19 protein-coding genes and 1 pseudogene are annotated in these 22,428 nt (G+C 69.1%); 15 read left to right on the top strand and 5 right to left on the bottom strand.

Features of this window, described 5'->3' with window-relative positions:
- The first annotated feature begins 20 nt into the window (after positions 1-20).
- From can to ACJ7VY_RS09930, 11 genes are all read left to right on the top strand, one after another.
- Positions 21-683: a carbonate dehydratase gene (gene can / locus ACJ7VY_RS09880; RefSeq protein ID WP_104939048.1), complete on the top strand. Its 663-nt coding sequence runs from the start codon at positions 21-23 to the stop codon at positions 681-683.
- Between the two features lie 16 nt (positions 684-699).
- The gene (locus tag ACJ7VY_RS09885; protein WP_409475516.1) at positions 700-1,218 is read left to right on the top strand and encodes a 3-hydroxyanthranilate 3,4-dioxygenase; all 519 of its coding nucleotides are present in this window, start codon (positions 700-702) and stop codon (positions 1,216-1,218) included.
- A gap of 112 nt (positions 1,219-1,330) precedes the next feature.
- Positions 1,331-2,605, top strand: a complete 1,275-nt coding sequence (kynU, locus tag ACJ7VY_RS09890) for a kynureninase (RefSeq protein WP_409475517.1) — start codon at positions 1,331-1,333, stop codon at positions 2,603-2,605.
- 18 nt (positions 2,606-2,623) lie between these two features.
- Positions 2,624-3,997 carry an NAD(P)/FAD-dependent oxidoreductase gene (locus ACJ7VY_RS09895; protein WP_313231148.1) on the top strand — a complete coding sequence of 458 codons (1,374 nt, stop codon included), beginning with the start codon at positions 2,624-2,626 and terminating at the stop codon, positions 3,995-3,997.
- Between the two features lie 85 nt (positions 3,998-4,082).
- Positions 4,083-5,525 (top strand): exodeoxyribonuclease I, encoded by a 1,443-nt coding sequence (sbcB, locus tag ACJ7VY_RS09900; protein WP_409475518.1) that lies wholly within the window; start codon positions 4,083-4,085, stop codon positions 5,523-5,525.
- Positions 5,522-6,208, top strand: coding sequence for a DUF2461 domain-containing protein (locus ACJ7VY_RS09905; protein WP_409475519.1), 687 nt, complete (start codon positions 5,522-5,524; stop codon positions 6,206-6,208). Before sbcB ends, ACJ7VY_RS09905 begins: the two co-directional genes overlap by 4 nt.
- A 74-nt stretch (positions 6,209-6,282) precedes the next feature.
- Positions 6,283-6,753 carry a hypothetical protein gene (locus ACJ7VY_RS09910; protein ID WP_409475520.1) on the top strand — a complete coding sequence of 157 codons (471 nt, stop codon included), beginning with the start codon at positions 6,283-6,285 and terminating at the stop codon, positions 6,751-6,753.
- A 16-nt stretch (positions 6,754-6,769) separates the two neighbouring features.
- Complete coding sequence (locus ACJ7VY_RS09915; RefSeq protein ID WP_409475521.1) at positions 6,770-7,321, top strand: DUF2939 domain-containing protein; 552 nt, start codon at positions 6,770-6,772, stop codon at positions 7,319-7,321.
- Between the two features lie 479 nt (positions 7,322-7,800).
- Positions 7,801-8,064 carry a YkgJ family cysteine cluster protein gene (locus tag ACJ7VY_RS09920; RefSeq protein ID WP_409475522.1) on the top strand — a complete coding sequence of 88 codons (264 nt, stop codon included), beginning with the start codon at positions 7,801-7,803 and terminating at the stop codon, positions 8,062-8,064.
- 9 nt (positions 8,065-8,073) lie between these two features.
- Positions 8,074-8,319 carry a hypothetical protein gene (locus tag ACJ7VY_RS09925; RefSeq protein ID WP_161614060.1) on the top strand — a complete coding sequence of 82 codons (246 nt, stop codon included), beginning with the start codon at positions 8,074-8,076 and terminating at the stop codon, positions 8,317-8,319.
- A gap of 30 nt (positions 8,320-8,349) precedes the next feature.
- Positions 8,350-8,493: a hypothetical protein gene (locus ACJ7VY_RS09930; protein ID WP_199776709.1), complete on the top strand. Its 144-nt coding sequence runs from the start codon at positions 8,350-8,352 to the stop codon at positions 8,491-8,493.
- Between the two features lie 302 nt (positions 8,494-8,795).
- Here the strand turns inward: ACJ7VY_RS09930 and ACJ7VY_RS09935 are convergent, their stop codons facing one another.
- The 5 genes from ACJ7VY_RS09935 to ACJ7VY_RS09955 form a co-directional block, all read right to left on the bottom strand.
- A complete protein-coding gene (locus tag ACJ7VY_RS09935; RefSeq protein WP_054666511.1) occupies positions 8,796-9,008 on the bottom strand; it encodes a cold-shock protein in 213 nt (70 codons plus the stop codon).
- A gap of 270 nt (positions 9,009-9,278) precedes the next feature.
- Positions 9,279-9,959, bottom strand: a complete 681-nt coding sequence (locus ACJ7VY_RS09940; protein ID WP_409475523.1) for a transferase — start codon at positions 9,957-9,959, stop codon at positions 9,279-9,281.
- A gap of 41 nt (positions 9,960-10,000) precedes the next feature.
- A complete protein-coding gene (locus tag ACJ7VY_RS09945; protein ID WP_104939057.1) occupies positions 10,001-10,957 on the bottom strand; it encodes a 5'-nucleotidase in 957 nt (318 codons plus the stop codon).
- Positions 10,958-11,007: 50 nt separating this feature from the next.
- A complete protein-coding gene (locus ACJ7VY_RS09950) occupies positions 11,008-11,778 on the bottom strand; it encodes an NAD kinase (RefSeq protein ID WP_161614058.1) in 771 nt (256 codons plus the stop codon).
- Positions 11,779-12,101: 323 nt separating this feature from the next.
- Complete coding sequence (locus ACJ7VY_RS09955; RefSeq protein WP_409475524.1) at positions 12,102-17,081, bottom strand: NAD-glutamate dehydrogenase; 4,980 nt, start codon at positions 17,079-17,081, stop codon at positions 12,102-12,104.
- 99 nt (positions 17,082-17,180) lie between these two features.
- Here ACJ7VY_RS09955 and ACJ7VY_RS09960 point away from each other — a divergent pair, with 99 nt between their 5' ends.
- The 4 genes and pseudogenes from ACJ7VY_RS09960 to ACJ7VY_RS09975 all read left to right on the top strand — a co-directional run bounded on the left by ACJ7VY_RS09960 (position 17,181) and on the right by ACJ7VY_RS09975 (position 22,346).
- Positions 17,181-17,309, top strand: coding sequence for a hypothetical protein (locus ACJ7VY_RS09960; protein ID WP_409475525.1), 129 nt, complete (start codon positions 17,181-17,183; stop codon positions 17,307-17,309).
- A 98-nt stretch (positions 17,310-17,407) separates the two neighbouring features.
- Positions 17,408-17,956 carry a TetR/AcrR family transcriptional regulator C-terminal domain-containing protein gene (locus ACJ7VY_RS09965; RefSeq protein WP_233996377.1) on the top strand — a complete coding sequence of 183 codons (549 nt, stop codon included), beginning with the start codon at positions 17,408-17,410 and terminating at the stop codon, positions 17,954-17,956.
- A 22-nt stretch (positions 17,957-17,978) separates the two neighbouring features.
- Positions 17,979-19,157 (top strand): annotated as a pseudogene (locus ACJ7VY_RS09970) (efflux RND transporter periplasmic adaptor subunit); the annotation flags it as partial.
- A gap of 21 nt (positions 19,158-19,178) precedes the next feature.
- Positions 19,179-22,346: a multidrug efflux RND transporter permease subunit gene (locus ACJ7VY_RS09975; RefSeq protein WP_293758585.1), complete on the top strand. Its 3,168-nt coding sequence runs from the start codon at positions 19,179-19,181 to the stop codon at positions 22,344-22,346.
- The last annotated feature ends 82 nt before the right edge of the window (positions 22,347-22,428 follow it).

Raw genomic sequence — 22,428 nt, forward strand, 5'->3', positions numbered from 1 at the left:
CAACGTCAGGAACACCCGAAATGAAAGACATCCGCAAGCTGCTGCAGAACAACCGCGAATGGGCCGACCGGATCGCCCGCGAGGACCCCGATTTCTTCCAGCAGCTGTCCAAGCAGCAGCACCCCGAATACCTGTGGATCGGCTGCTCCGACTCGCGCGTGCCCGCCAACCAGATCATCGGCATGGCGCCGGGCGAGGTATTCGTGCACCGCAACGTGGCCAACGTGGTGGCGCACAGCGACCTGAACTGCCTGAGCGTGGTCCAGTACGCGGTGGACCAGCTGAAGGTGAAGCACATCCTGATCGTCGGCCACTACGGCTGCGGCGGCGTGCATGCCTGCCTGCACAACACCCGCGTCGGCCTGGCCGACAACTGGCTGCGCCATGTCGGTGACGTGGTGCAGAAGCACGCGGCGATCCTGGACGCAATCGAGGACGACGAGCTCAGACATGCGCGCCTGTGCGAGCTGAACGTGATCGAGCAGGTCGCCAACCTGTGCCGCTCGACCATCGTCCAGGATGCCTGGGCCCGCGGCCAGAAGCTGATGGTGCACGGCTGGGTCTACAGCCTGAAGGACGGACGCGTCAGCGAGATGGGCATTGACGTGGGCGCGGCCGAAGACCTCAAGCAGGCCTACGAAAACGCCCTGGCCTTCGTACCGCGCCAGGGCCGGCGCGACTGACCGACAGGAACCGACCATGCTCGCCGCGCCGATCAACCTGCACGCCTGGATCGAGGACAACCGCCACCTGCTCAAGCCGCCGGTGGGCAACCGGATGATCGACAACGGCGACTTCATCGTCATGGTGGTCGGCGGCCCCAACGCGCGCACCGACTTCCACTACGACGAAGGCCCGGAGTGGTTCTACCAGCTCGAGGGCGAGATGGTGCTGAAGGTGCAGGAAGACGGGCGGGTGCGCGACATCCCGATCCGTGCCGGCGAGATCTTCCTGCTGCCGCCACGGGTGCACCATTCGCCGCGGCGCCCGCCCGGCGGCATCGGCCTGGTGGTCGAGCGCAAGCGCCTGCCGCACGAGCTCGACGGCGTGGCCTGGCATTGCGAGCAGTGCAACCACAAGCTGTACGAGGAGTTCTTCCACCTGGGCAACATCGAAACCGACCTGCCCAAGGTGTTCGACCGCTTCCATTCCTCGCTGGCGCATCGCACCTGCGCGGCCTGCGGCACAGTGCATCCGCTGCCGGCCGTGCAGGACTGAGCCGCGCCCGGCAGCCACGGCCAGGCGCGGGCGCCTGGCCGTGGCCCCGGTGGCAACCGCGTGCCGCGAGCGGGCGGTACACTGCGGGCACGTTTTCAATGCACGCGCCCCGATGAACGAACGCCTGTCCCCGGCCCATGCCACTGCGCTCGATGCCGCCGATCCGCTGCGCCACCTGCGTGGCCAGTTCCTGTTTCCGCAGCACCAGGGCGCCGACCAGGCCTACTTCGTCGGCAATTCGCTCGGCCTGCAGCCGCGCGGCGCACAGGCGATGGTGCAGGAGGTCATGGACCTGTGGGCGCGCATCGCCGTCGAGGGCCACTTCACCGGCCCGACCCACTGGATGAACTACCACCGCCTGGTGCGCGACCAGCTGGCCCGCGTGGTCGGCGCGCAGCCGCTGGAAGTGGTGGCCATGAACACGCTGAGCGTGAACCTGCACCTGATGATGGTCAGCTTCTACCGGCCTACCCGCGAGCGCCCGGCGATCCTGATGGAAGCCGGCGCGTTCCCCACCGACCGCCACGCGGTCGAGGCGCAGATCCGCTTCCACGGTTTCGACCCGTCCACCGACCTGATCGAAGTCCGCCCGGACGAAGCCGATGGCACGCTGTCGATGACCGCGATCGAGCAGGCAATGGCCGAGCACGGCCGGCGCGTGGCGCTGGTGCTGTGGCCCGGCGTGCAGTACCGCACCGGGCAAGCATTCGACCTGGAGGCGATCACCCGGCTGGCACGCGCGCATGGCGCCAACATCGGCTTCGACCTCGCGCACTCGGTCGGCAACGTGCCGCTGGCGCTGCACGAGGTCGCCCCCGATTTCGCGGTGTGGTGCCACTACAAGTACCTCAATGGCGGCCCGGGCGCGGTCGCCGGCTGCTTCGTGCATGAACGCCACGCCCACGACACCACGCTGCCGCGCTTCGCCGGCTGGTGGGGCCACGAGCAGGCCACGCGCTTCCGCATGGCGCCGGAGTTCGTGCCCGAAGCCGGTGCCGAAGGCTGGCAGCTGAGCAACCCGCCGGTGCTCGGCCTGGCGCCGCTGCGCGCGTCGCTGGAGCTGTTCGACCAGGCCGGCATGCAGGCGCTGCGGGCCAAGTCGCTGCGCCTGACCGGCTACCTGGAGACCCTGGTCCGCGCGCGCCTGCCCAACGTGCTGCAGATCATCACCCCCGCCGAGCCCGCGCGGCGCGGCTGCCAGCTGTCGCTGCGCGTGGCCGGCGGGCGCGAACAGGGACGCTCGCTGTTCGAATACCTGCAGTCGGTCGGCGTGCTCGGCGACTGGCGCGAACCCGACGTGATCCGCATTTCCCCGACCCCGATGTACAACCGCTACCGCGACGTGCTGCGCTTCGTCGAGGAAGTGGAGGCCTGGGCCGGCCCCTGATTCCCCGGAAACAATGACTTGAACGCTTCCCCCCCGCGTCACCTGACCCTGATCGGCGCCGGCCTGGCCGGCTCCCTGCTGGCGATCCTGCTCTCGCGCCGTGGCTGGCGCGTCACCGTCTACGAACGCCGCGGCGATCCGCGGGTGGCCGACTACGAAAGTGGCCGGTCGATCAACCTGGCGCTGGCCGAGCGCGGGCGCAACGCGCTGCGCCGCGCCGGCGTGGAGGACGCGGTGATGGCGCGCACGGTGATGATGCGCGGGCGCATGGTGCACCCGCGCGACGGCGCCCCGCCGCAACTGCAGCGCTACGGCCGCGACGACAGCGAAGTGATCTGGTCGGTGCACCGCAAGGACCTCAACGTCACCCTGCTGCAGCTGGCCGAGGACGCCGGCGCACGCTTCCATTTCCACCATCGCCTGCACACGGTGGACTTCGATGCCGGCTATGCGCGCTTCATCGACGACCGCGACGACAGCCCGCACGACATCCACTTCGACACCCCGCTGGTCGGTGCCGACGGCGCCGGTTCGGCGCTGCGCGCGGCGATGAACCGCAAGTCGCCGCTGGGCGAACGCACCGAGTTCCTGGACCACTCCTACAAGGAGCTGGAGATCCCGCCCGGGGCCGATGGCAGCTTCCAGATCGAGGCCAACGCCCTGCACATCTGGCCGCGCGGCCGCTACATGTGCATTGCCCTGCCCAACGACGAAGGCACCTTCACCGTCACCCTGTTCCTGCCCAATGAAGGCGACCCGGGGTTCTCCAGCGTACGCAGCGGCGCCGAGGCCGAGGCGCTGTTCGCGCGCGAGTTCGCCGATGCGCTGCCGCTGATCCCGCACCTGCGCCGCGACTGGGAGCAGCACCCGCCGGGCCTGCTCGGCACCCTGTACCTGGAACGCTGGCACCTCGGCGGCAAGGCGGTGCTGCTGGGCGACGCCGCGCACGCGATGGTGCCGTTCCACGGCCAGGGCATGAACTGCGCCTTCGAGGACTGCGTGGCGCTGGCCGAGCTGCTGGAAACGCACCCGGACAGCGCCCGGGCGTTCGCCGCGTTCGAGGCCGAGCGCAAGCCCAACGCCGCGGCGATCCAGCAGATGGCGCTGGACAACTACCTGGAGATGCGCGACCGCGTCGCCGATCCGGCTTTCCTGCTGCAGCGCGAGCTGGAACAGGAACTGCAGCGGCGCTGGCCCACGCGCTTCGTGCCGCATTACACCATGGTGACCTTCCTGCACACGCCCTACGCGCTGGCGCTGGAACGCACCCGGCTGCAGCAGCGGATCCTGGCCGAGGCCACCGCCGGCCATGCCAGCCTGGCCGGCATCGACTGGTCCGCGCTGGAAAAGACCATCCACGCGCAGTTGCCGGTGCTGGAGGGCGCGCACTGATGATCCCTGCCCCGCAGCACCGCATTGGCCAGGGGACGCCACCGCCGCCACGCCCGGCGGACGCGGCAGCCCGACGGTAAGCCCCATGCCCGAGACCTTCCTGTTCTACGACCTCGAAACCTTCGGCCAGGACCCGCGCCGCACCCGCATCGCGCAGTTCGCCGCGGTGCGTACCGACGCGCAGCTGCAGGTGGTGGAGGAACCGGCGAGTTTTTTCGTCAGGCCGGCCGACGACCTGCTGCCCTCGCCGGTCGCCACCCTGATCACCGGCATCACCCCGCAGCGTGCATTGGCCGAGGGCGTGAGCGAGGCCGAGGCATTCGCGCGCATCAACGAACTGATGGCGCGCCCGCAGACCTGCACGCTGGGCTACAACACCCTGCGCTTCGACGACGAGTTCGTCCGCCACGGCCTGTTCCGCAACTTCTTCGACCCCTATGAGCGCGAGTGGCGCGGCGGCAATTCGCGCTGGGACCTGCTGGACATGCTGCGGCTGGTACACGCGCTGCGTCCTGACGGCATCCACTGGCCACGGCGCGAGGACGGCGCCACCTCGTTCAAGCTGGAACACCTGGCGCTGGCCAACGGCGTACGCCAGGGCGATGCGCACGAGGCGTTGTCCGACGTGTACGCCACCATCGGCATGGCCCGCGCGTTCCGCCGCGCGCAGCCGCGCATGTGGGACTACGCGCTGAAGCTGCGCGACAAGCGCTTCGTCGCCGGCCTGCTGGACGTGGTGGCGATGCAGCCGGCGCTGCACATCTCGATGCGCTACCCCGCCAGCCGCCTGTGCGCGGCGCCGGTGCTGCCGCTGGCCACCCACCCGCACATCGGCAACCGGGTGATCGTGTTCGACCTGGACGCCGATCCGCAGATGCTGCTCGACCTGTCGGTGGAGGAGATCACGCAGCGGCTGTACACCCGTGCCGCCGACCTGCCCGAGGGCCAGCAGCGCATTCCGCTCAAGGAAGTGCACCTGAACAAGGTGCCGGCACTGGTGGCCTGGAACCACCTGCGCGCGCCCGATTTCGAGCGGCTGGGCATCGACCCGGCGGCGACCGAGGCGCGCGCCGCGCAGCTGCGCGCGCATGGCCCGGCGCTGGCCGAGAAGGTGCGCCGGGTATTCGCCCGCGAGCGCCCGGCCGAGGGCCCGCCCGATCCCGATGGCGCGCTGTACGACGGCTTCCTGGCCGAGGGTGACCGCGCGCAGCTGGCGCGCGTGCGCGCCTGCCCGCCCGAAGCGCTGGCGCAGATGGCCGCCAGCTTCCGCGACCCGCGCCTGCCGGAGCTGTTGTTCCGCTATCGCGCGCGCAACCACCCGCAGACCCTGGACCCCGGCGAGCGCACGCGCTGGAACGGCTATCGCCGCCAGCGCTTGCTGGACAGCCCGGGGCTCGGCGAACAGACCCTGCCCGATTACTTCGCGCAGGTGCTTGCCCTGCGCACCGAACACCACGACAACCCCGCCGCGCTGGCCCTGCTCGATGCACTGGACCAGTGGGGCCAGAACCTGCAGCAATCGCTATGAGCCGATACTTCAGCGACGCCAGTTTCACCTTCCTGCGCGGGCTCGCCCGCCACAACGAGAAGCCGTGGTTCGCCGAGCACAAGCACGAGTACGAGGAGCACGTGCGGCAGCCGTTCCTGCGCCTGATCGCCGACCTGCAGCCGGACCTGGCGCAGGTCAGCACGCATTTCCGCGCCGACCCGCGCACCGTCGGCGGCTCACTGTTCCGCATCTACCGCGACTCGCGCTTCTCCAGCGACAAGACGCCGTACAAGACCTGGCAGGGCGCGCGCCTGTTCCACGAGCGCCGCAAGCAGGTACCGGCGCCGTCGTACTACATCCACCTGGCACCGGGCGAGAGCTTCGTCGGCGCCGGCGTCTGGCACCCGGAGCCGGATACGCAGCGCCGCATCCGCCAGTTCATCTTCGACAACCCCGGCAGTTGGAGCGCGGCCGCGCACGCGCCGGCCACGCGCCGCCGCTATGCATTCGAGACCAGCGAGAAACTGGTGCGCGCGCCGCGTGGCTTTCCCGCCGATTTCGCGTTCATCGACGACCTCAAGCACCGCAACTGGGTGCTGTGGCGCCCGCTGGACGACACGGTGATGACCGGCCCGCGCCTGCGCCAGACCCTCGCCGCCGACCTCGCCGCGCTGGGGCCGTTCGTCGACTACCTGTGCGCGGCGCTGGACCTGGAGTTCTGACCGCGCACCGGGATTCACGCCACGCCGGTGGATTTGCGGCACCCTAGCGGGCAACGCCCGACGGAGCCGCCGCCATGGCCGCCATCCATCACCAGATCTGGATCGACGCACCACTGGCCACCGTCCATGCCGGCCTGGCCACCGCACGCGGACTGGGGTGCTGGTGGGTCGCCCATACCGCCAGCGTGATCGACGGCGATGACGTGCTCAGCCACAACCCCGGTCCGGCGCATGGCGTGGTCGCCATGAAGGTGCTGGAAACCTCGGCGCACTGCGTGCGCTGGGAGGTGATCAGCCGGCACCCGGCACAGAGCCCCGCCTCGGCCTGGACCGGCACCGAGATCCGCTTCGAGCTGTCGCGCCGCGCCAGCCCCGGCGCGTGGCGCGGCCTGCCGCATGAGGGCGAACCGATGACCGTGCTCGAGTTCCGCCACCTGGGCTGGGATCCGGACAGCGAGTTCCTGGGCTTCTGCAGCCAGGCCTGGGCCGAGACCCTGGTGCTGCTGCGGCGCTGGGCCGAGTCCCACCCCGACCTGCCGGCCTGAGCCACGGAGCCCGCTGATGAAGAAGTGGCTGCTGGCAACCCTCGCCCTGCTGCTGGTGCTGCTCGCCGGCTACGTCGCCGCCGGGCCCTGGCTGGCGATCCATGGCATCTCCGAGGCGATCGCACAGCGCGACGCCGCGCGGCTTGCCCGTCATGTCGATTTCCCCGCGCTGCGGATCAACCTCAAGGCGCAACTCGACGACCAGCTGGTGCGGCGCGCCGGCAGCGACATGCAGTCCAGCCTGCTCGGCGCCATGGCACTGGGAGTCGCCGGCCGCCTGAGCGGCGCCGCGGTGGACCTGATGGTCACCCCGGCCGGGGTTGCCGCCCTGCTGCAGGGACACGGGGTGTGGAAGCGCGCCACCGGCGACACCGCCGACGGCGACACCTGGGGCCCACCGGCGCCGGCGCGTCCGCTGCAGGGCGCACGCGGGCATTACGAATCGCTGTCGCGCTTCACCGCCACCCGGCAGCTGGAGGGCGGCGGCCGCGTGGTCTTCGTGCTGTCCCGCCAGGGGCTGCGCTGGCGCCTGACCGACATCACCCTGCCGCTGGACGCACCTGGCTGAGGACGCTGCCACCGACCCGACAGGTGCCGGCCGGACGTCGCCTCCAGGGCCCCGCAACGGCATCACGGCAGGCCGATATCCGCCAGCGCACGGCGTCGGCCGCACTCTCCACCAGAGCGGTGCCTGCCGGAAACGGCATACTCCGTGAAGCCGGCCGGGTCGCCAGGTGATAGCATGACCATGCAGGCACTGCCTGCCCCGCGCGTTCCGCGCAGCCGCCCAGGCAGTTGCCCGCTCCGCTCCCTTTCCTGCGTCATCCGCCCGGTACCGCCGGACGGCCGCTCAACGGGAGTCTCCATGACCACGCATTCCACTTTCCACACACCGGCACCCGGCCGGCCCGGCAGCGGCGTCGCCGCCGATCCGCACGGGCAGGCGCCGGCATTGCCCGCGGCGCCTCCCGGCCCCGACGGAGACCGGGTCTGAAGCCCTCAGCCGGTCAAGCGGCTGCCGCGATCCACTGCACGTCCTGCGATGCGGTGTGCTGCCGCCAGACCGTGGTACTGGGCGGCGAGGACGACGTGTCGGCCCACCTGACCCCCCGGGTCCACGGCCTGCGGGTCATGGCCCGCGACCCCGAAGGCTGGTGCGTGGCGGTGGACGGGCAGCGGATGAACTGCCGGATCCATGCAAGCCGGCCGGCGGTCTGCAGAACCTTCGTCATGGGCGGCGCCTGCTGCCGCTCGCTGCGCGCGGCCTACGCGCACGGCGGAAGCCGCACCATCGAATCCACACTGGCCTGAGGAAAGCTCATGAGCACGCCCCGCAAATCCAGCTCCACCGCGCCGAGGAAAACGACGTCGGCCTTCGCCGGCCCAGCCTCGTCGGGGCCGTTGACCCGTGAACGCATCGCCGAGGACCTGGCCGCGTTCGACCGTGCCGGCGGAAAGATAGAAACGCTCGGCAACACCCCGTTGCGCGGCAAGCCAGAAAGCCCGAAGCCGTCCGGCCGCGGCGCCAAGCCAGCGGTTGCCACCCCCGCGCCGGAAAAGGCCTGACCTACCCTCCCCCAACGGAAGACGACGACCGTGGCCAAGATCAACTACTCATACGAGAAACGCCAGCGCGAGCTGGCCAAGAAAAAGCAGAAAGACGAGAAGCTCGCCAGGAAGCGCGCGTCCAACGCAAACCAGGCGACCGATACGCCCGACCCGCCGACGTCCGCGTCCTGATCGCCCTGGCCACGCCCGTGCAGCGGGCGTGCAGCCGCAGCCGCGCATGGCGCCCGGCAGGTAAGCGCCAGATGCCCTGAAACCGCAACGCAGCGGCCGCGCCCCTGCATTGCCACCGCTGCCCGTGCCCGCGCGACCTGCGCCTGCCTGCGGGTCGCCCCGCAGACCATGCACGGCACCCTCGCCCACGCGCCTGCCTTGCGCGAAAGCGCCGGGGCTGCGCGGTATCCGTGGCGCACCGGGGCCCAACGAAAAAGCCCGGCGCGAGGCCGGGCTTCCTGATCAGGGCGATCGCCGATCGGTCAGACCACGCGGACCTGGTCGGCCTGCATGCCCTTCTGGCCCTTCACCGCCACGTAGGTGACCTTCTGGCCTTCCTGCAGCGACTTGAAGCCGGACGATTCGATCGAACGGAAGTGGACGAACAGGTCTTCACCGCCGCCGTCCTGGGTGATGAAGCCAAAACCCTTGGCGTCGTTGAACCACTTCACGGTACCGGTCTGGGACTGGGACATTTCAATACTCCTTGTTGCGGATGGGCGCCGCGGACTGCGGCAGGACGCTGATTCCAAGGAGAATTGAGAAGCGGGTGCAACAGTGTAGAAGGCAACCTCTACAGCATCGGGCCACGATTCAAGGTGACCCTTGTCATTCAGCACGGCCACGGTAGAGGCTTGGCGCGCGTAAAGCAAATCCGGCGCCGGCCGCGGTTCAGGCTGCGGCCTGGGGCCGGCGCTGCATGGCCATCGCCGCCGGCACCGGGCAAGGCGCCGGAGACACACGACTCAGTGCTGCGCGCCCCGCGCCCATGCCTGCGCAAGGCGCTGGAAACCGGCGCGCAGCTGCCCGCGTGCGCCCCACGGCAACGCCGCCAGTGCGGCGCCCACCGGCGCCGGATGCGGCGCGCCGTTCCAGGCGATCGCGACCTTGTTGCTCATGCCCGGCTCGTCCAGCTTCAGCACGCGGCCATCGAAACTGCGCCGCAGCCGCGTCAGGTGACCGCGGGTATCGGTGTCGTACAGGTTGCTGGCCATGACCCCGTCCGCCCCCAGCGCCGTGTGGCAATCGTCGTAGAACGCCTGGGTGGACAGCGCCGCGGGAATGCCCTGCGCGTCGTAGGCATCAAGCAGCAGCAGGTCGAAGCGGCCGCGATGGCGGCGCAGCCAGCGCGCGCCATCGATGCACTCCACCCGCAGCCGCGCATCGTCGGCCGGGATGCGGAACGCATCGCGCAGGGCGATCACCGTGGCGTCGCTCTCGGCCACCTCGATGCATGCCTGCGGCAAATAGCGGTGGCAGAACTTGGCCTGCGCGCCGCCACCGAGCCCGATGATGCCGATATGCCGCGGCGCCGGGTGCAGCCACAGCGCGGCGAGCATGCTGCGGGTGTAACCCACCTGCAGGCGCTGCGGGAACCAGCGCGACATCCGGGTCTGGGTGACATCGCCCTGGAACTGCAGTTCCACGTGCCGCCAGGTACGCCGGACGTAAGCGTGCCCGCCGCCGCTCATCCGCCGCGGTCGGCGTTGGCGATGCCGTGCGGCACGTGGCCGGCGGCGACGCTGTGGTGCTGGCGCGCGCTGTCGATGTTGTGCTGCGAGTCGTCGAAGAAGATATCGGCGCCGAATGCTTCCAGGAACGGCCCCTTGTGGCGGCCACCGAGGAACAACGCCTCGTCCAGGCGCACGCCCCACTCGCGCAGGGTACGGATCACCCGCTCATGCGCCGGCGCCGAGCGCGCGGTGACCAGCGCGGTGCGGATCGGTGCCTCCTCGCCGGCCGGGAACGCGGCCTGCAACGCGTGCAGGGCCGACAGGAAACTGCGGAACGGCCCGCCGCTGAGCGGCGCATGCGCGTGCTCGCGCTCGTGCCGGCCGAAGGCCTCCACCCCGTGCTCGCGGGAAATGCGCTCGCCCTCGTCACCGAAGATCACCGCGTCGCCATCGAAGGCGATGCGCAGCTGCGTCGGCGGCCGCCCGGTATCGGTGGCCGCCGCGGCCGCCGAGACCTCGCCGGGGCCGCGCGGCAGGATGGTGGCGGCGGCGATGCCATGCACCAGCGCACGCCGCACCGATTCCGGGTTGGCCGACAGGAACAGGTCGGTACCGAATGGCTTGACGTACGGCCAGGTCGGCTCGCCGGCGGTGAAGGTCGCGCGCACGATGCCCAGCCCGTAGTGCTGGATGGAATTGAAGATGCGCAGGCCGGTGTCGGCCGAGTTGCGCGAGAGCAGGATCACCTCCACCCGCGGCGTCTCCAGCGGCGCGCCCTCGTTCAGCGCCAGCAGCTTGCGCACCACCGGGAAGGCCACGCCCGGCTTGAGCACGTCGTCCTCGTGCTCGCGCTGGTAAGCGGCGTAGGCCTCCACGCCCTCGCGCTCGAACAGCGCATGCCCTTCCTCCAGGTCGAACAGCGCCCGCGAGGTCACCGCCACCGTCAACAGCCTGGGAGTGTTGTCACCCATGTTCCTGATCCATTGCCTTGCCGTCGCCGGCGTTGTTGCCGCGCACCCGCTCAGAACATGAACTGCTCGCTGAGGATGCGTTCTTCCAGATTGTGCTCGGGGTCGAACAGCAGCGTCACCTGGCGTTCGCGCGACTCGCGGATGGTGACCTCCACCACGTCGCGGGTCTCGTGCGAATCGGCGGTGACGCTGACCGGCCGCTTGTAGGGGTCGAGTACGCGGAAGCGCACTTCGGTCTCGGCCTTGAGGATGGCCCCGCGCCAGCGCCGCGGCCGGTACGGCGCCAGCGGCGTCAACGCGATGGTGTTCGAACCCAGCGGCAGGATCGGCCCGTGCGCCGAGTAATTGTAGGCGGTGCTGCCGGCCGGCGTGGAGACCAGCACGCCGTCGCAGATCAGCTCCTCCACGCGCTGCTGGCCGTTGAGGTCGATGCCGATGTGCGCCGCCTGCCGCGTCTGCCGTAGCATCGACACGTCGTTGTAGGCGAGCGAACCGACCGTGGTGCCGGACTCGGTGCGCGCGATCATCTCCAGCGGACGCAGGTGCGCCGGCTCCGCCTGCGACAGGCGGTGCAGCAGGTCGTCGTCGCGATGGTGGTTCATCAGGAAGCCGACCGTGCCCAGCTTCATGCCGAACACCGGCTTGCCCATGCTGCCGAAGCGGTGCAGCGTCTGCAGCATGAAGCCGTCGCCGCCCAGCGGGCAGAGCACGTCGGCCGCCTCCGGGGCGTGGTCGCCGTAACGCGCGGCCAAGCGTTCACGGGCCTGCTGCGCGGCGTCGGTGGTGCTGGCGAGAAAGGCGATGCGGGGGGACATGGCCATCGTCGGTTGCGGTGGGGATTACCGAGGATAACCCGCAATCGCCAACCCTGCCTTTGCCGGCAGCCGGGAGCCGGAAAGCACCGCGGCCAGGGCCGCTCCTGCCGCAACAGCCGTTGCTTCTGCAGGAGCGACCCTGGCCGCGATGTTCATATCCGGCAGGGGCCGACCAACGGTCGGCACCCCTCTGTCAACGCTCTGGCGCAAAGCCCCCTTTGTCAAGGAGGCACGGCGACAGCCGCGGGGACAGGCAGACCCAGAGCGGTGCCAAAAGTTCGCGCCGCGGACTTCTGGGTCGGGCCGGTAAAACCGGCCCGACCACGGGGTCAGACCCCGTGCGCCGCCAGCTGGCCCAGGCGCTGCACCGCGACCGACACGGTCGGGTAGTCCAGCGTCTTCTGCTCGGCCAGTTCGGCCAGCATCGCCAGGGTGAAGCGCAGGCTGCTGTCGTCGCGGCCCAGCCACGCGGCGACCTTGGCCTCGGCGCTGCCGCCCTTCATCGACAGCACCTGGCCGGCCAGGTTGCGCTGGTGCGCAGCCAGTTCGTCGCGCAGCACGCCACGGGCGACCGCGTGCCAGCGGCCATTGACCTCCAGCGCGTCGATCTGCTCGAACAGCCACGGCATCTGCAGGGCTTCGCCCAGGCGGAAGTGGACCTTGGACACGTCCACCGGCTTGAGCTTGCGGGTGCGGGCCAGTTCGATGATGTCGAACGCCGGCTCCAGGAACTGCAGCTCGGACAGCTGCTGCGCCAGCGCCGCCGGCAGGCCCTTCTCCTTCCACTGCCTGACGCTGGCCTCGTAGGCCGGGCGCTGCGAATCCGGCAGCACGCCCGAGGCGACGCGGATGTCGTTGAACGGCCCCTGGTAGCGCTCGACCGCGGCGGTGATGCCCGGCATCGCGCCCGGACGGTTCAGCAGCCAGCGCACGAACGAACGCTGCAGCTTCCAGATCACTTCCAGGGCATCGACCTGCACGGCTTCCGGCAGGGTGCCGTCGAGCGCGTCGATCTGGGTCCACAGCGCGCGCGCGTCCAGCGTCTCGCGGCTGATGGTGTAGGCCTTGGCGACCTCGGCCACGCTGCGGCCGGTGTCTTCCTGCATGCGCATCAGGAAGGTGGCGCCCATGCGGTTGATGGTCTGGTTGGTCACCGCGGTGGCGATGATCTCGCGCTTCAGGCGGTGGCCGTTCATCGCGTCGGCGTACTTCTTCTGCAGCGGCTGCGGGAAGTAGCGCAGCAGCTCCTTGGACAGGTACGGGTCCTCCGGGATGTCCGATTCCAGCAGCTGCTGGAAGGCGACGATCTTGGAGTAGGACAGCAGCACCGCCAGCTCCGGACGGGTCAGGCCCTGGCCACGCACCTTGCGCGCGGACAGTTCGGCATCGGACGGCAGGAACTCGATCTGGCGATCGAGCAGGCCCTGCTGCTCCAGCGTGCGGATGAAGTGCTGCTTGGAACCCAGGCGCTTGACGCTCATCCGCTCCATCAGGCTGATGGCCTGGTTCTGGCGGTAGTTGTCCATCAGCACCAGCCCGGCGACCTCGTCGGTCATCGACGCCAGCAGCTTGTTGCGCTGTTCGACGGTGAGCTTCTTGGCGCGCACCACGTCGTTGAGCAGGATCTTGATGTTGACCTCGTGGTCGGAGGTATCAACGCCGGCGGAGTTGTCGATGAAGTCGGTGTTGAGCAGCACGCCGTTGTGCGCGGCCTCGATGCGGCCGAGCTGGGTCATGCCCAGGTTGCCGCCCTCGCCCACGATCTTGCAGCGCAGCTCGCCGCCGTTGACGCGCAGGCCGTTGTTGGCGCGGTCGCCGACATCGGCGTTGCTCTCGCTGGCCGACTTCACGTAGGTGCCGATGCCGCCGTTCCACACCAGGTCCACCGGCGCCTTGAGCGCGGCGTTGATCAGCTCGGTCGGGGTCATCGACTTGATGCCGGCGTCGATGCCCAGCGCCTCGCGCACCTGCGGGGTGATCTCGATCGACTTGAGCGAGCGCGGATACACGCCGCCGCCCTTGCTGATCAGCTTGGCGTCATAGTCCGCCCAGCTCGAACGCGGCACCTTGAACATGCGCGCGCGCTCCTTGAAGGAGGTCGCGGCCACCGGGTTCGGGTCGAGGAAGATATGGCGGTGGTCGAACGCGCACACCAGGCGGATGTGCTCGGACAGCAGCATGCCGTTGCCGAACACGTCGCCGGACATGTCGCCGATGCCGACCACGGTGAAGTCCTGCTTCTGGCAATCGCGGCCCAGCGCGCGGAAGTGGCGCTTGACCGACTCCCACGCACCACGCGCGGTGATGCCCATGCCCTTGTGGTCGTAACCGACCGAGCCGCCCGAGGCGAAGGCGTCGTCCAGCCAGAAGCCATGCGCGCGGGCGATGCCGTTGGCGGTGTCGGAGAACGTTGCGGTGCCCTTGTCGGCGGCGACCACCAGGTACGGGTCGTCCTGGTCGTGGCGCACCACGCCCTGCGGCGGCACGATCTTGTTGCCGACGATGTTGTCGGTGATGTCCAGCAGGCCGTTGATGAAGCGCTTGTAGCAGGCCACGCCCTCGGCGAACCAAGCGTCACGGTCCAGCGCCGGGTCCGGCAGCTGCTTGGCGTAGAAACCGCCCTTGGAGCCGACCGGCACGATCACCGTGTTCTTCACCATCTGCGCCTTGACCAGGCCCAGCACCTCGGTGCGGAAATCCTCGCGGCGGTCGGACCAGCGCAGGCCGCCACGGGCCACCGGGCCGAAGCGCAGGTGGGTGCCCTCCACGCGCGGGCCGCACACGAAGATCTCGCGGTACGGGCGCGGCTTGGGCAGGTCCGGCACCTTGGCGGCGTCGAACTTGAAGCTGATGTAGTCGGCCGGGCCGCCGTCGGCACGCAGGCCGTCCTTGCGCGGCATGTAGTAGCTGGTTCGCAGCGTGGCCTGGATCACACCGATGAAGCTGCGCAGGATGCGGTCCTCGTCCAGGCTGGACACGCCGTCCAGCAGCTTGACCAGGGTGTCATGCACCAGCGCCATGCGCGCATCGCGGTTGCCGCCACGCGCCTTGACCACGCCCTCGAGCAGCTTGATGGTGGCGGCATCGCCGCCGGCCAGCGCCTTGAACTGCGCCAGCTGCGCGTCGGCGGTGGCCTTGTCGGCGACCGGCGCGGGGTCGAAGCGGGCTTCGAACAGCTCCACGATCAGCCGCGCCAGCAGCGGGTAGCGGTTGAAGGTGCCTTCGACGTAGGCCTGCGAGAACGGCACGCCGATCTGCAGCAGGTACTTGCAGTAGCCGCGCAGCATCGACACCTGGCGCCAGTCCAGGCCGGTGGCCAGTACCAGGCGGTTGAAGCCGTCGTTCTCGGCCTCGCCGTGCCACACCCGGGCAAAGGCCTCGGCGAAGGCGGCGCTGGCGGCGGCCGCGTCGATCGCGCCGACGGTCGATTCGACCTCGAAGTCCTGCACGTAGACCGGCGCGTCGTCCACCATCAGCCGGTACGGGCGCTCGGCGATCACGCGCAGGCCCATGTTCTCCATCATCGGCAGCACGTCGGACAGCGGGATGTCCTTGAGCTGGCGGTACAGCTTCATGCGCAGGCCGTCGCCGCCGTCACGGTGGATGGCCTGCAGGCTCAGGCGCAGGTCGTCCGGGCCGGTGAGCGCATCGAGCTGGGCCACGTCGGCGGCGGCGATCTCGGCGCTGGAGTCCTCGATGTAGCCAGCCGGCAGCGCCTTGCCGATGCGCGAGGCGATGCGCAGGCCCTCGCCTTCGCCGTGGCGCGCGACCAGCGCCTCGCGCAGGTCGTCCTGCCAGTTGCGCAGCACGTGGGCCAGGCGCTTCTCCAGGCCCTCGGTGTCCAGATCCAGGCTCTGCCCGGCCTTGGGGCGCACGATCAGGTGCACCTGGGCCAGCGGCGAATCGCCCAGCACCACGCTCGAATCCACGTACTCACCCTGCAGCGCCTCGCGCAGCAGGCCCTCGATGCGCAGGCGCACGTCGGTGTTGAAGCGTTCGCGCGGCAGGAACACCAGTGCGGAAATGAAACGACTGAACTTGTCGCGGCGCAGGAACAGGCGGCTGCGCACGCGCTCCTGCAGCCCCAGCACGCCCATCGCGGTACGGAACAGTTCGTCCTCGCTAGACTGGAACAGCTCCTCGCGCGGCAGCGACTCGAGGATGTGGCGCAGCGCCTTGCCACTGTGGCTGGACGGGCTCAGGCCCGAACGCTTCATCACGTTCTCATAGCGCTGGCGCACCAGCGGGATTTCCCACGGACGGCGGTTGTAGGCGCTGGAGGTGAACAGGCCGAGGAAGCGCTGTTCGCCGACGATGCGGCCCTTGGCGTCGAATTCCAGCACGCCGATGTAGTCCATGTAGCCGCCGCGGTGGATCCGCGAGCGGGCGTTGGTCTTGGTCAGGATCAGCGCGTCGGTCAGGCCGCTGGTGGTGTTCAGGCCCTGCGCGGCCAGCCCCTTGACCGGGCGCGCCACCGAGGTGTCCTTGCCGCGCATCAGGCCCAGGCCGGTGCCGTTCTGGGCGGCCAGCACGTCCTCGCGGCCCTGCTTCTCCACCTTGTACTCACGGTAGCCGAAGAAGGTGAAATGGTTGTCCGCGGCCCAGCGCAGGAACTCCTGCGCCTCGTGGCGCGACTCATCGCTCACCGGCAGGGTGCGCTGGCCCAGGTCTTCGGCCAGGGCCAGCGCCTTGTCGCGCATCGGCTCCCAGTCCTTGACGATGGCACGCACGTCCTCCAGCGCTTCGCCCACGCGCTTGGCCACCGCGTCCATGGCCTCGGCCGGCTGGCGGTCGATCTCCAGCAGCATCACCGACTCCAGCGGGCCGTCGCCGACGCTGGTCAGCTTGCCGGACTTGTCGCGGCCCAGCGCGATCACCGGGTGGCCCAGCACGTGCACGCCGACGCCCATGTCGGCCAGCGCCAGCGAAACGGTGTCCACCAGGAACGGCATGTCGTCATTGACGATCTGCAGCACGGTGTGGGCGGTTTCCCAGCCATCGGTCTTCAGGCCCGGATTGAACACGCGGACGTTGGCCTTGCCCGGCTTGCGCACGCGGGCGAACTCCAGCATGCCGGCGGCCAGCGCCGCCCAGTCCTCGGCACGGTGCGCGCCGAACTCATCCGCTTCCATGCGCTTGTAGAAGGCCGAAGCGAAGGCGACCGCCTGGGCCTGGGCCGCGGCGGGGTAACGCTTGCGCAAGGCCGCAAAAACCGGCTCCAGGGACAGGCCGGCCTCGGAAACACTCTGCTTGGCAGCCGGTTGGGATTTCGTTTTTGCGGACTTGGCAGCGTTGTTTTGCGATTTCATGGTTGAGCTTTCAGTGGGCTCCTGGGGAGGCGCGATTGTAGCCCCCGCCATTCAAAGAGCATTGTTGCAGGGCCGCAATCGGCCCCTTCGAACACCCCCATGAACAAGCGCAAGTCAATGAATTCAAACAATAAAAAGGCAACAAAAGCATTTCCCAACGCGAACCACGGCCAAGCTGGAAAAGCGCATTTCCGCGCTGCTTTACCAATTGTAAACTGGACGGTATAGTCCAAATCGTGCATCCCACCCGTCCCCGATCCAGGCCCGCCGAAGCGCGCGACCAGCGCGTGTTCGACGCCGTGCGCGAGCTGCTGGCGACCCAGGGCATGCACCTGAGCATGGACGCGGTGGCCGCCTACGTCGGCTGTTCCAAGCAGACCCTGTACAGCCGCTATGGCAGCAAGCGCGAGCTGCTCAGCCTGGCGATGCGCCGCCACGCCAGCGTCGCCGCCGCGCCGCTGGCCGCCGGCGACGAACGCCCGCTGCGCGACGTACTGCTGGATTTCGCCGTGCACTACCTGGAGCACCGCAACCAGCCACGCGTGCGCCAGGCCGCGCAGGTGATCGCCAGCAGTACCCTGGAATTCCGCGACGAGGCCCGCGCGCTCTACCATGACAGCGCCGACGTGGTGCGCGACCAGTTGGCTGAATGGATGCGAACCGAGATGGCGCGCGGCCGGATCATCCATGACGATGCGCATTTCATGGCTGAAATGTTAATAAGCATGATCGCTGGTCAGGATTTCGAACGACAACGGTTCCACGCTCCCCACCGCGACGCCCCCGAGTTGCGCCGCCGGTGGGCCGAATTCGCCGTCGATGCCTTCCTGCGCGCCTTCCCGGCGCCGCCGGCCGGCATCCCCGGCACCCGCTGAAAACAACCTCCGGAGTTTCCCGATGACCTCCCCGCTGCGCATCCTCGCCCTGACCGGTGCCCTGGCCCTGGGCCTGACGGCCTGCAAGAAGCCACAGGAACAGGCCGCCCCGCCGCCGCCGGATGTCGGGGTCATCGAAGCCAAGCCACAGACACTTCCGCTGCAGCGCGAACTGGTCGGCCGGCTGTCGCCGTTCCGCTCGGCCGACGTGCGCGCACGGGTGTCCGGGGTACTGCTCAAGCGCGCCTACGAAGAAGGCAGCGCGGTGAAGGAAGGCCAGCTGCTGTTCCAGATCGACCCGGCGCCGCTGCGCGCCACACTGGCCTCAGCCGAAGCCGCGCTGGCGGCGGCCCGCGCCAGCCACGCCAACGCCCGGACCACCGCCGAACGCGCGCGCTCGCTGGCGCCGCAGAACTACGTATCCAAGTCCGACCTGGACAACGCCGAGGCCGCCGAGCGCACCACCGCGGCGGCCGTGCAGCAGGCGCAGGCCGCCGTGGCCAGCGCCCGCATCAGCCTGGGCTACGCCAATGTCACCGCGCCGATCGCCGGCGTGGCCGGCAAGCAGCAGGTGACCGAAGGCGCGCTGGTCGGCCAGGGCGAGGCGACGCTGCTGACCACGGTCGACCAGATCGACCCGCTGTACGTCAATTTCTCGATGACCGCCGACGAACTGAGCGCGCTGCGCGCCGCCCAGGACAAGGGCGCGGTGGCCCTGGCCGGCGACGGCAAGACCACGGTGCAGGTGAACCTGCCCGACGGCACCCCGTACGCCCACCAGGGCACGCTGGACTTCTCGGCGACCACGGTCGACCCGGCTACCGGCGCGGTCTCGCTGCGGGCGCAGCTGCCCAACCCCGAGCGCAGCCTGCTGCCGGGTTCGTTCGTGAGCTTCAAGGCCAACCTGGGCGAGCGCAACAACGCCTTCCTGATCCCGCAGCAGGCGGTGCTGCGCGACACCCGCGGCGGGTACGTGCTGGTGGTGGGCAAGGACGGCAACGTGGCACGCAAGGACGTGGCGCTGGACGGCCAGCAGAACGGCAGCTGGCTGGTCTCCTCCGGCCTGGCCGCTGGCGACAGGGTGATCGTCTCCGGCGTGCAGAAGGTCAAGGAGGGCGCGCCGGCCAAGCCCTCGCCGTGGCAGCCGGGCCCGGCCCAGCCCGCCGCCAAGCCCGCAGCCGCCGCGCCGGCGCCTGCCAAGTAAGGGAAACGGGAACCCGCCATGCCTAAATTCTTCATCGAACACCCGGTATTCGCCTGGGTGGTGGCCATCCTGATCTCGCTGGGCGGCGTGATCTCGATCCTCAACCTGGGCGTGGAGTCCTACCCCAGCGTCGCCCCGCCGCAGGTCACCGTGAGCGCCACCTACCCGGGCGCCAGCGCCGCCACCGCGGAGAAATCGGTCACCCAGGTGATCGAGCAGCAGCTGACCGGCATCGACAACCTGGTCTACTTCAGCTCGTCCTCGTCCTCGACCGGGCGCGTGTCCATCACCCTGACCTTCGACAGCGGCACCGACCCGGACATCGCCCAGGTGCAGGTGCAGAACAAGGTCGCCCTGGCGACCCCGCGTCTGCCATCGGAAGTCACCAAGCAGGGCGTGGTGGTGGCCAAGGCCAACGCCGGCTTCCTGATGGCCATCGGCGTGCGTTCGGACGATGGCTCGGTGGACCGCGACGCGCTCAACGACATCGTCGGCTCACGCGTGCTGGACCAGATCTCGCGCGTGCCGGGCGTCGGCAGCACCCAGCAGTTCGGCTCCGAGTACGCCATGCGCATCTGGCTCAACCCGGAGAAGCTGCAGGGCTACCACCTGTCGGCCACCGACGTGTACAACGCCATCGGCACCCAGAACCTGCAGTTCGCCGCCGGTTCAGTGGGCGGCGACCCGGCGCCGAACGGCCAGGCGTTCACCGCCACCGTCGCCGCCGAGGGCCGCTACAGCACGCCGGAGGAATTCGAGAACACCATCCTGCGGGCGAACGCCGACGGCAGCGTGGTGCGGCTCAAGGACGTGGCCAGCGTCGCCTTCGGCGCCTCCAACTACGGCTTCGACACCCGCTACAACGGCAAGCCGGTGGCGGCGTTCGCCATCCAGCTGCTGCCCGGCGCCAACGCCCTGGACGTGTCCAAGGCGGTACGCGCCAAGATGGACGACCTGGCCCCCAGCTTCCCGCCCGGGGTGAGCTGGTTCACCCCGTTCGACAGCACCACCTTCGTCAACATCTCGATCAAGGAAGTGGTGCACACGCTGGTGGAAGCCGTCGTGCTGGTGTTCCTGGTGATGCTGATCTTCCTGCAGAACTTCCGCGCGACGATCATCCCCACCCTGGTCATCCCGGTGGCCCTGCTCGGCACCTTCATGGGCATGCTGGCGATCGGCTTCACCATCAACCAGCTGACCCTGTTCGCGATGGTGCTGGCGATCGGCATCGTGGTCGACGACGCGATCGTGGTGATCGAGAACGTCGAACGCATCATGAGCGAGGACAAGCTCGACCCCAAGCCGGCCACGCAGAAGGCCATGGGCCAGATCACCGGCGCGGTGGTGGCGATCACCGTGGTGCTGGCGGCGGTGTTCATCCCCAGCGCCATGCAGCCCGGTGCCTCGGGCGAGATCTACAAGCAGTTCGCGTTGACCATCGCCATGTCGATGGGCTTCTCGGCGCTGCTGGCGCTGAGCTTCACCCCGGCCCTGTGCGCGGCGTTCCTGAAGCCGACCCACAATGAACGGCCGAACTGGATCTACCGCACCTTCAACACCTATTACGGCAAGCTGGAAAAAAGCTACGTCGGCAGCGTCGGCAGCGTCATCCGCCACAGCCCGCGCTGGCTGATGGTGTTCGCGCTGCTGCTGGTGCTGTGCGGTTTCCTGTTCACCCGCCTGCCCGGCAGTTTCCTGCCGGAAGAGGACCAGGGCTATGCGCTGGCCATCGTGCAGCTGCCGCCGGGCGCGACCAAGAGCCGTACCACGGTGGTGTTCGACCAGCTGTACGGGATGATGAAGGACGACCCGTCGTTCGAGGGCATGATGCAGGTCACCGGCTTCAGCTTCGTCGGTTCCGGCGAGAACGTCGGCATGGCCTTCATCCGCCTCAAGGACTGGGACGCGCGCGAGGAGACCGCGCCGGAGTTCATCCAGAAGATGAACGGCAAGGCGTTCGTCGGCATCAAGGACGCGCAGGTGTTCTTCGTCAACCTGCCCACGGTGCAGGGCCTGGGCCAGTTCGGCGGCTTCGACATGTGGCTGCAGGACCGCGCCGGCGCCGGCCAGGATGCCCTGATGGAGGCGCGCAACACCCTCATCGGCGCGGCATCGGCCGACAAGTCACTGGTCGGCGTGCGTCCCAACACCCTCGAGAATTCGCCGCAGCTGCAGCTGAAGGTGGACCGCGTGCAGGCCCAGGCCATGGGCGTGTCGGTCAATGATGTCTACACCGCGATCCAGATGATGCTGGCACCGGTGTACGTCAACGACTTCTTCTATGGCGGCCGCATCAAGCGCGTGAACATGCAGGCCGATGCCGCCTACCGCACCGGCCCCGAATCGCTGCGCAGCTACTACGTGCCCAGCTCGCTGAGCAAGGACGCCGACGGCCAGCGCTCGATGATCCCGCTCAGCACCGTGGTCAAGTCCGAGTGGATCTACGCACCGCCGGCGCTGAGCCGCTACAACGGCTATTCGGCGGTGAACATCGTCGGCTCGCCGGCCCCGGGCGGCAGCTCCGGCCAGGCGATGGCGACCATGGAGAGCCTGGTGCGCAACGACCTGCCCAACGGTTTCGGCTACGACTGGAGCGGCATGTCCTACCAGGAAATCCTGGCCGGCAACGCCGCGGCGCTGCTGATGGTGCTGTCGGTGGTGGTGGTGTTCCTGTGCCTGGCCGCGCTGTACGAAAGCTGGTCGATCCCGGTCTCGGTGCTGCTGGTGGTGCCGGTCGGCATCCTCGGCGCGGTGGTGTTCTCGCTGCTGCGCGGCCTGCCCAACGACCTGTACTTCAAGATCGGCATGGTGACGGTGATCGGCCTGGCCGCGAAGAACGCGATCCTGATCGTGGAATTCGCGGTGGAACAGCGCGCCGCCGGCAAGACGTTGCGCGAGGCCGCGATCGAAGCGGCGCACCTGCGCTTCCGGCCGATCCTGATGACCTCGTTCGCGTTCATCCTGGGCGTGCTGCCGATGGCCATCTCCACCGGCGCCGGCGCCAACGCCCGCCACTCGCTGGGCACCGGCGTCATTGGTGGCATGTTGTTCGCCACCGTCATCGGCGTGCTGCTGATCCCGCTGTTCTTCGTCACCGTGCGCCGCGTGCTGGGCGACAAGCTGGACGAGCCCTCCAGGCAGTTCATCGAGCAGCACAAGGTGCGTACGGTGCAGCAGGATCGTTGATAAGGACGTCGATCCTGAAACTACGAAGAAGCCCCGGCATTGCCGGGGCTTCTTCGTTTCAGGGAAATGGCCGTGCGACCTT

This window comes from Stenotrophomonas sp. Y-13 (assembly GCF_046267925.1).
In the GTDB taxonomy this organism is placed as follows: Bacteria; Pseudomonadota; Gammaproteobacteria; order Xanthomonadales; family Xanthomonadaceae; genus Stenotrophomonas; species Stenotrophomonas acidaminiphila_A.

Bases quoted from the DNA above. Each gene is read 5' to 3' on its own strand.
- can (WP_104939048.1), top strand. From the start codon at position 21: ATGAAAGACATCCGCAAGCTGCTGCAGAACAACCGCGAATGGGCCGAC.
- ACJ7VY_RS09885 (WP_409475516.1), top strand. From the start codon at position 700: ATGCTCGCCGCGCCGATCAACCTGCACGCCTGGATCGAGGACAACCGC.
- kynU (WP_409475517.1), top strand. From the start codon at position 1,331: ATGAACGAACGCCTGTCCCCGGCCCATGCCACTGCGCTCGATGCCGCC.
- sbcB (WP_409475518.1), top strand. From the start codon at position 4,083: ATGCCCGAGACCTTCCTGTTCTACGACCTCGAAACCTTCGGCCAGGAC.
- ACJ7VY_RS09905 (WP_409475519.1), top strand. From the start codon at position 5,522: ATGAGCCGATACTTCAGCGACGCCAGTTTCACCTTCCTGCGCGGGCTC.
- ACJ7VY_RS09910 (WP_409475520.1), top strand. From the start codon at position 6,283: ATGGCCGCCATCCATCACCAGATCTGGATCGACGCACCACTGGCCACC.
- ACJ7VY_RS09915 (WP_409475521.1), top strand. From the start codon at position 6,770: ATGAAGAAGTGGCTGCTGGCAACCCTCGCCCTGCTGCTGGTGCTGCTC.
- ACJ7VY_RS09925 (WP_161614060.1), top strand. From the start codon at position 8,074: ATGAGCACGCCCCGCAAATCCAGCTCCACCGCGCCGAGGAAAACGACG.
- ACJ7VY_RS09935 (WP_054666511.1), bottom strand. From the start codon at position 9,008: ATGTCCCAGTCCCAGACCGGTACCGTGAAGTGGTTCAACGACGCCAAG.
- ACJ7VY_RS09945 (WP_104939057.1), bottom strand. From the start codon at position 10,957: ATGGGTGACAACACTCCCAGGCTGTTGACGGTGGCGGTGACCTCGCGG.
- ACJ7VY_RS09950 (WP_161614058.1), bottom strand. From the start codon at position 11,778: ATGGCCATGTCCCCCCGCATCGCCTTTCTCGCCAGCACCACCGACGCC.
- ACJ7VY_RS09955 (WP_409475524.1), bottom strand. From the start codon at position 17,081: ATGAAATCGCAAAACAACGCTGCCAAGTCCGCAAAAACGAAATCCCAA.
- ACJ7VY_RS09960 (WP_409475525.1), top strand. From the start codon at position 17,181: ATGAACAAGCGCAAGTCAATGAATTCAAACAATAAAAAGGCAACAAAA.
- ACJ7VY_RS09965 (WP_233996377.1), top strand. From the start codon at position 17,408: ATGCACCTGAGCATGGACGCGGTGGCCGCCTACGTCGGCTGTTCCAAG.
- ACJ7VY_RS09975 (WP_293758585.1), top strand. From the start codon at position 19,179: ATGCCTAAATTCTTCATCGAACACCCGGTATTCGCCTGGGTGGTGGCC.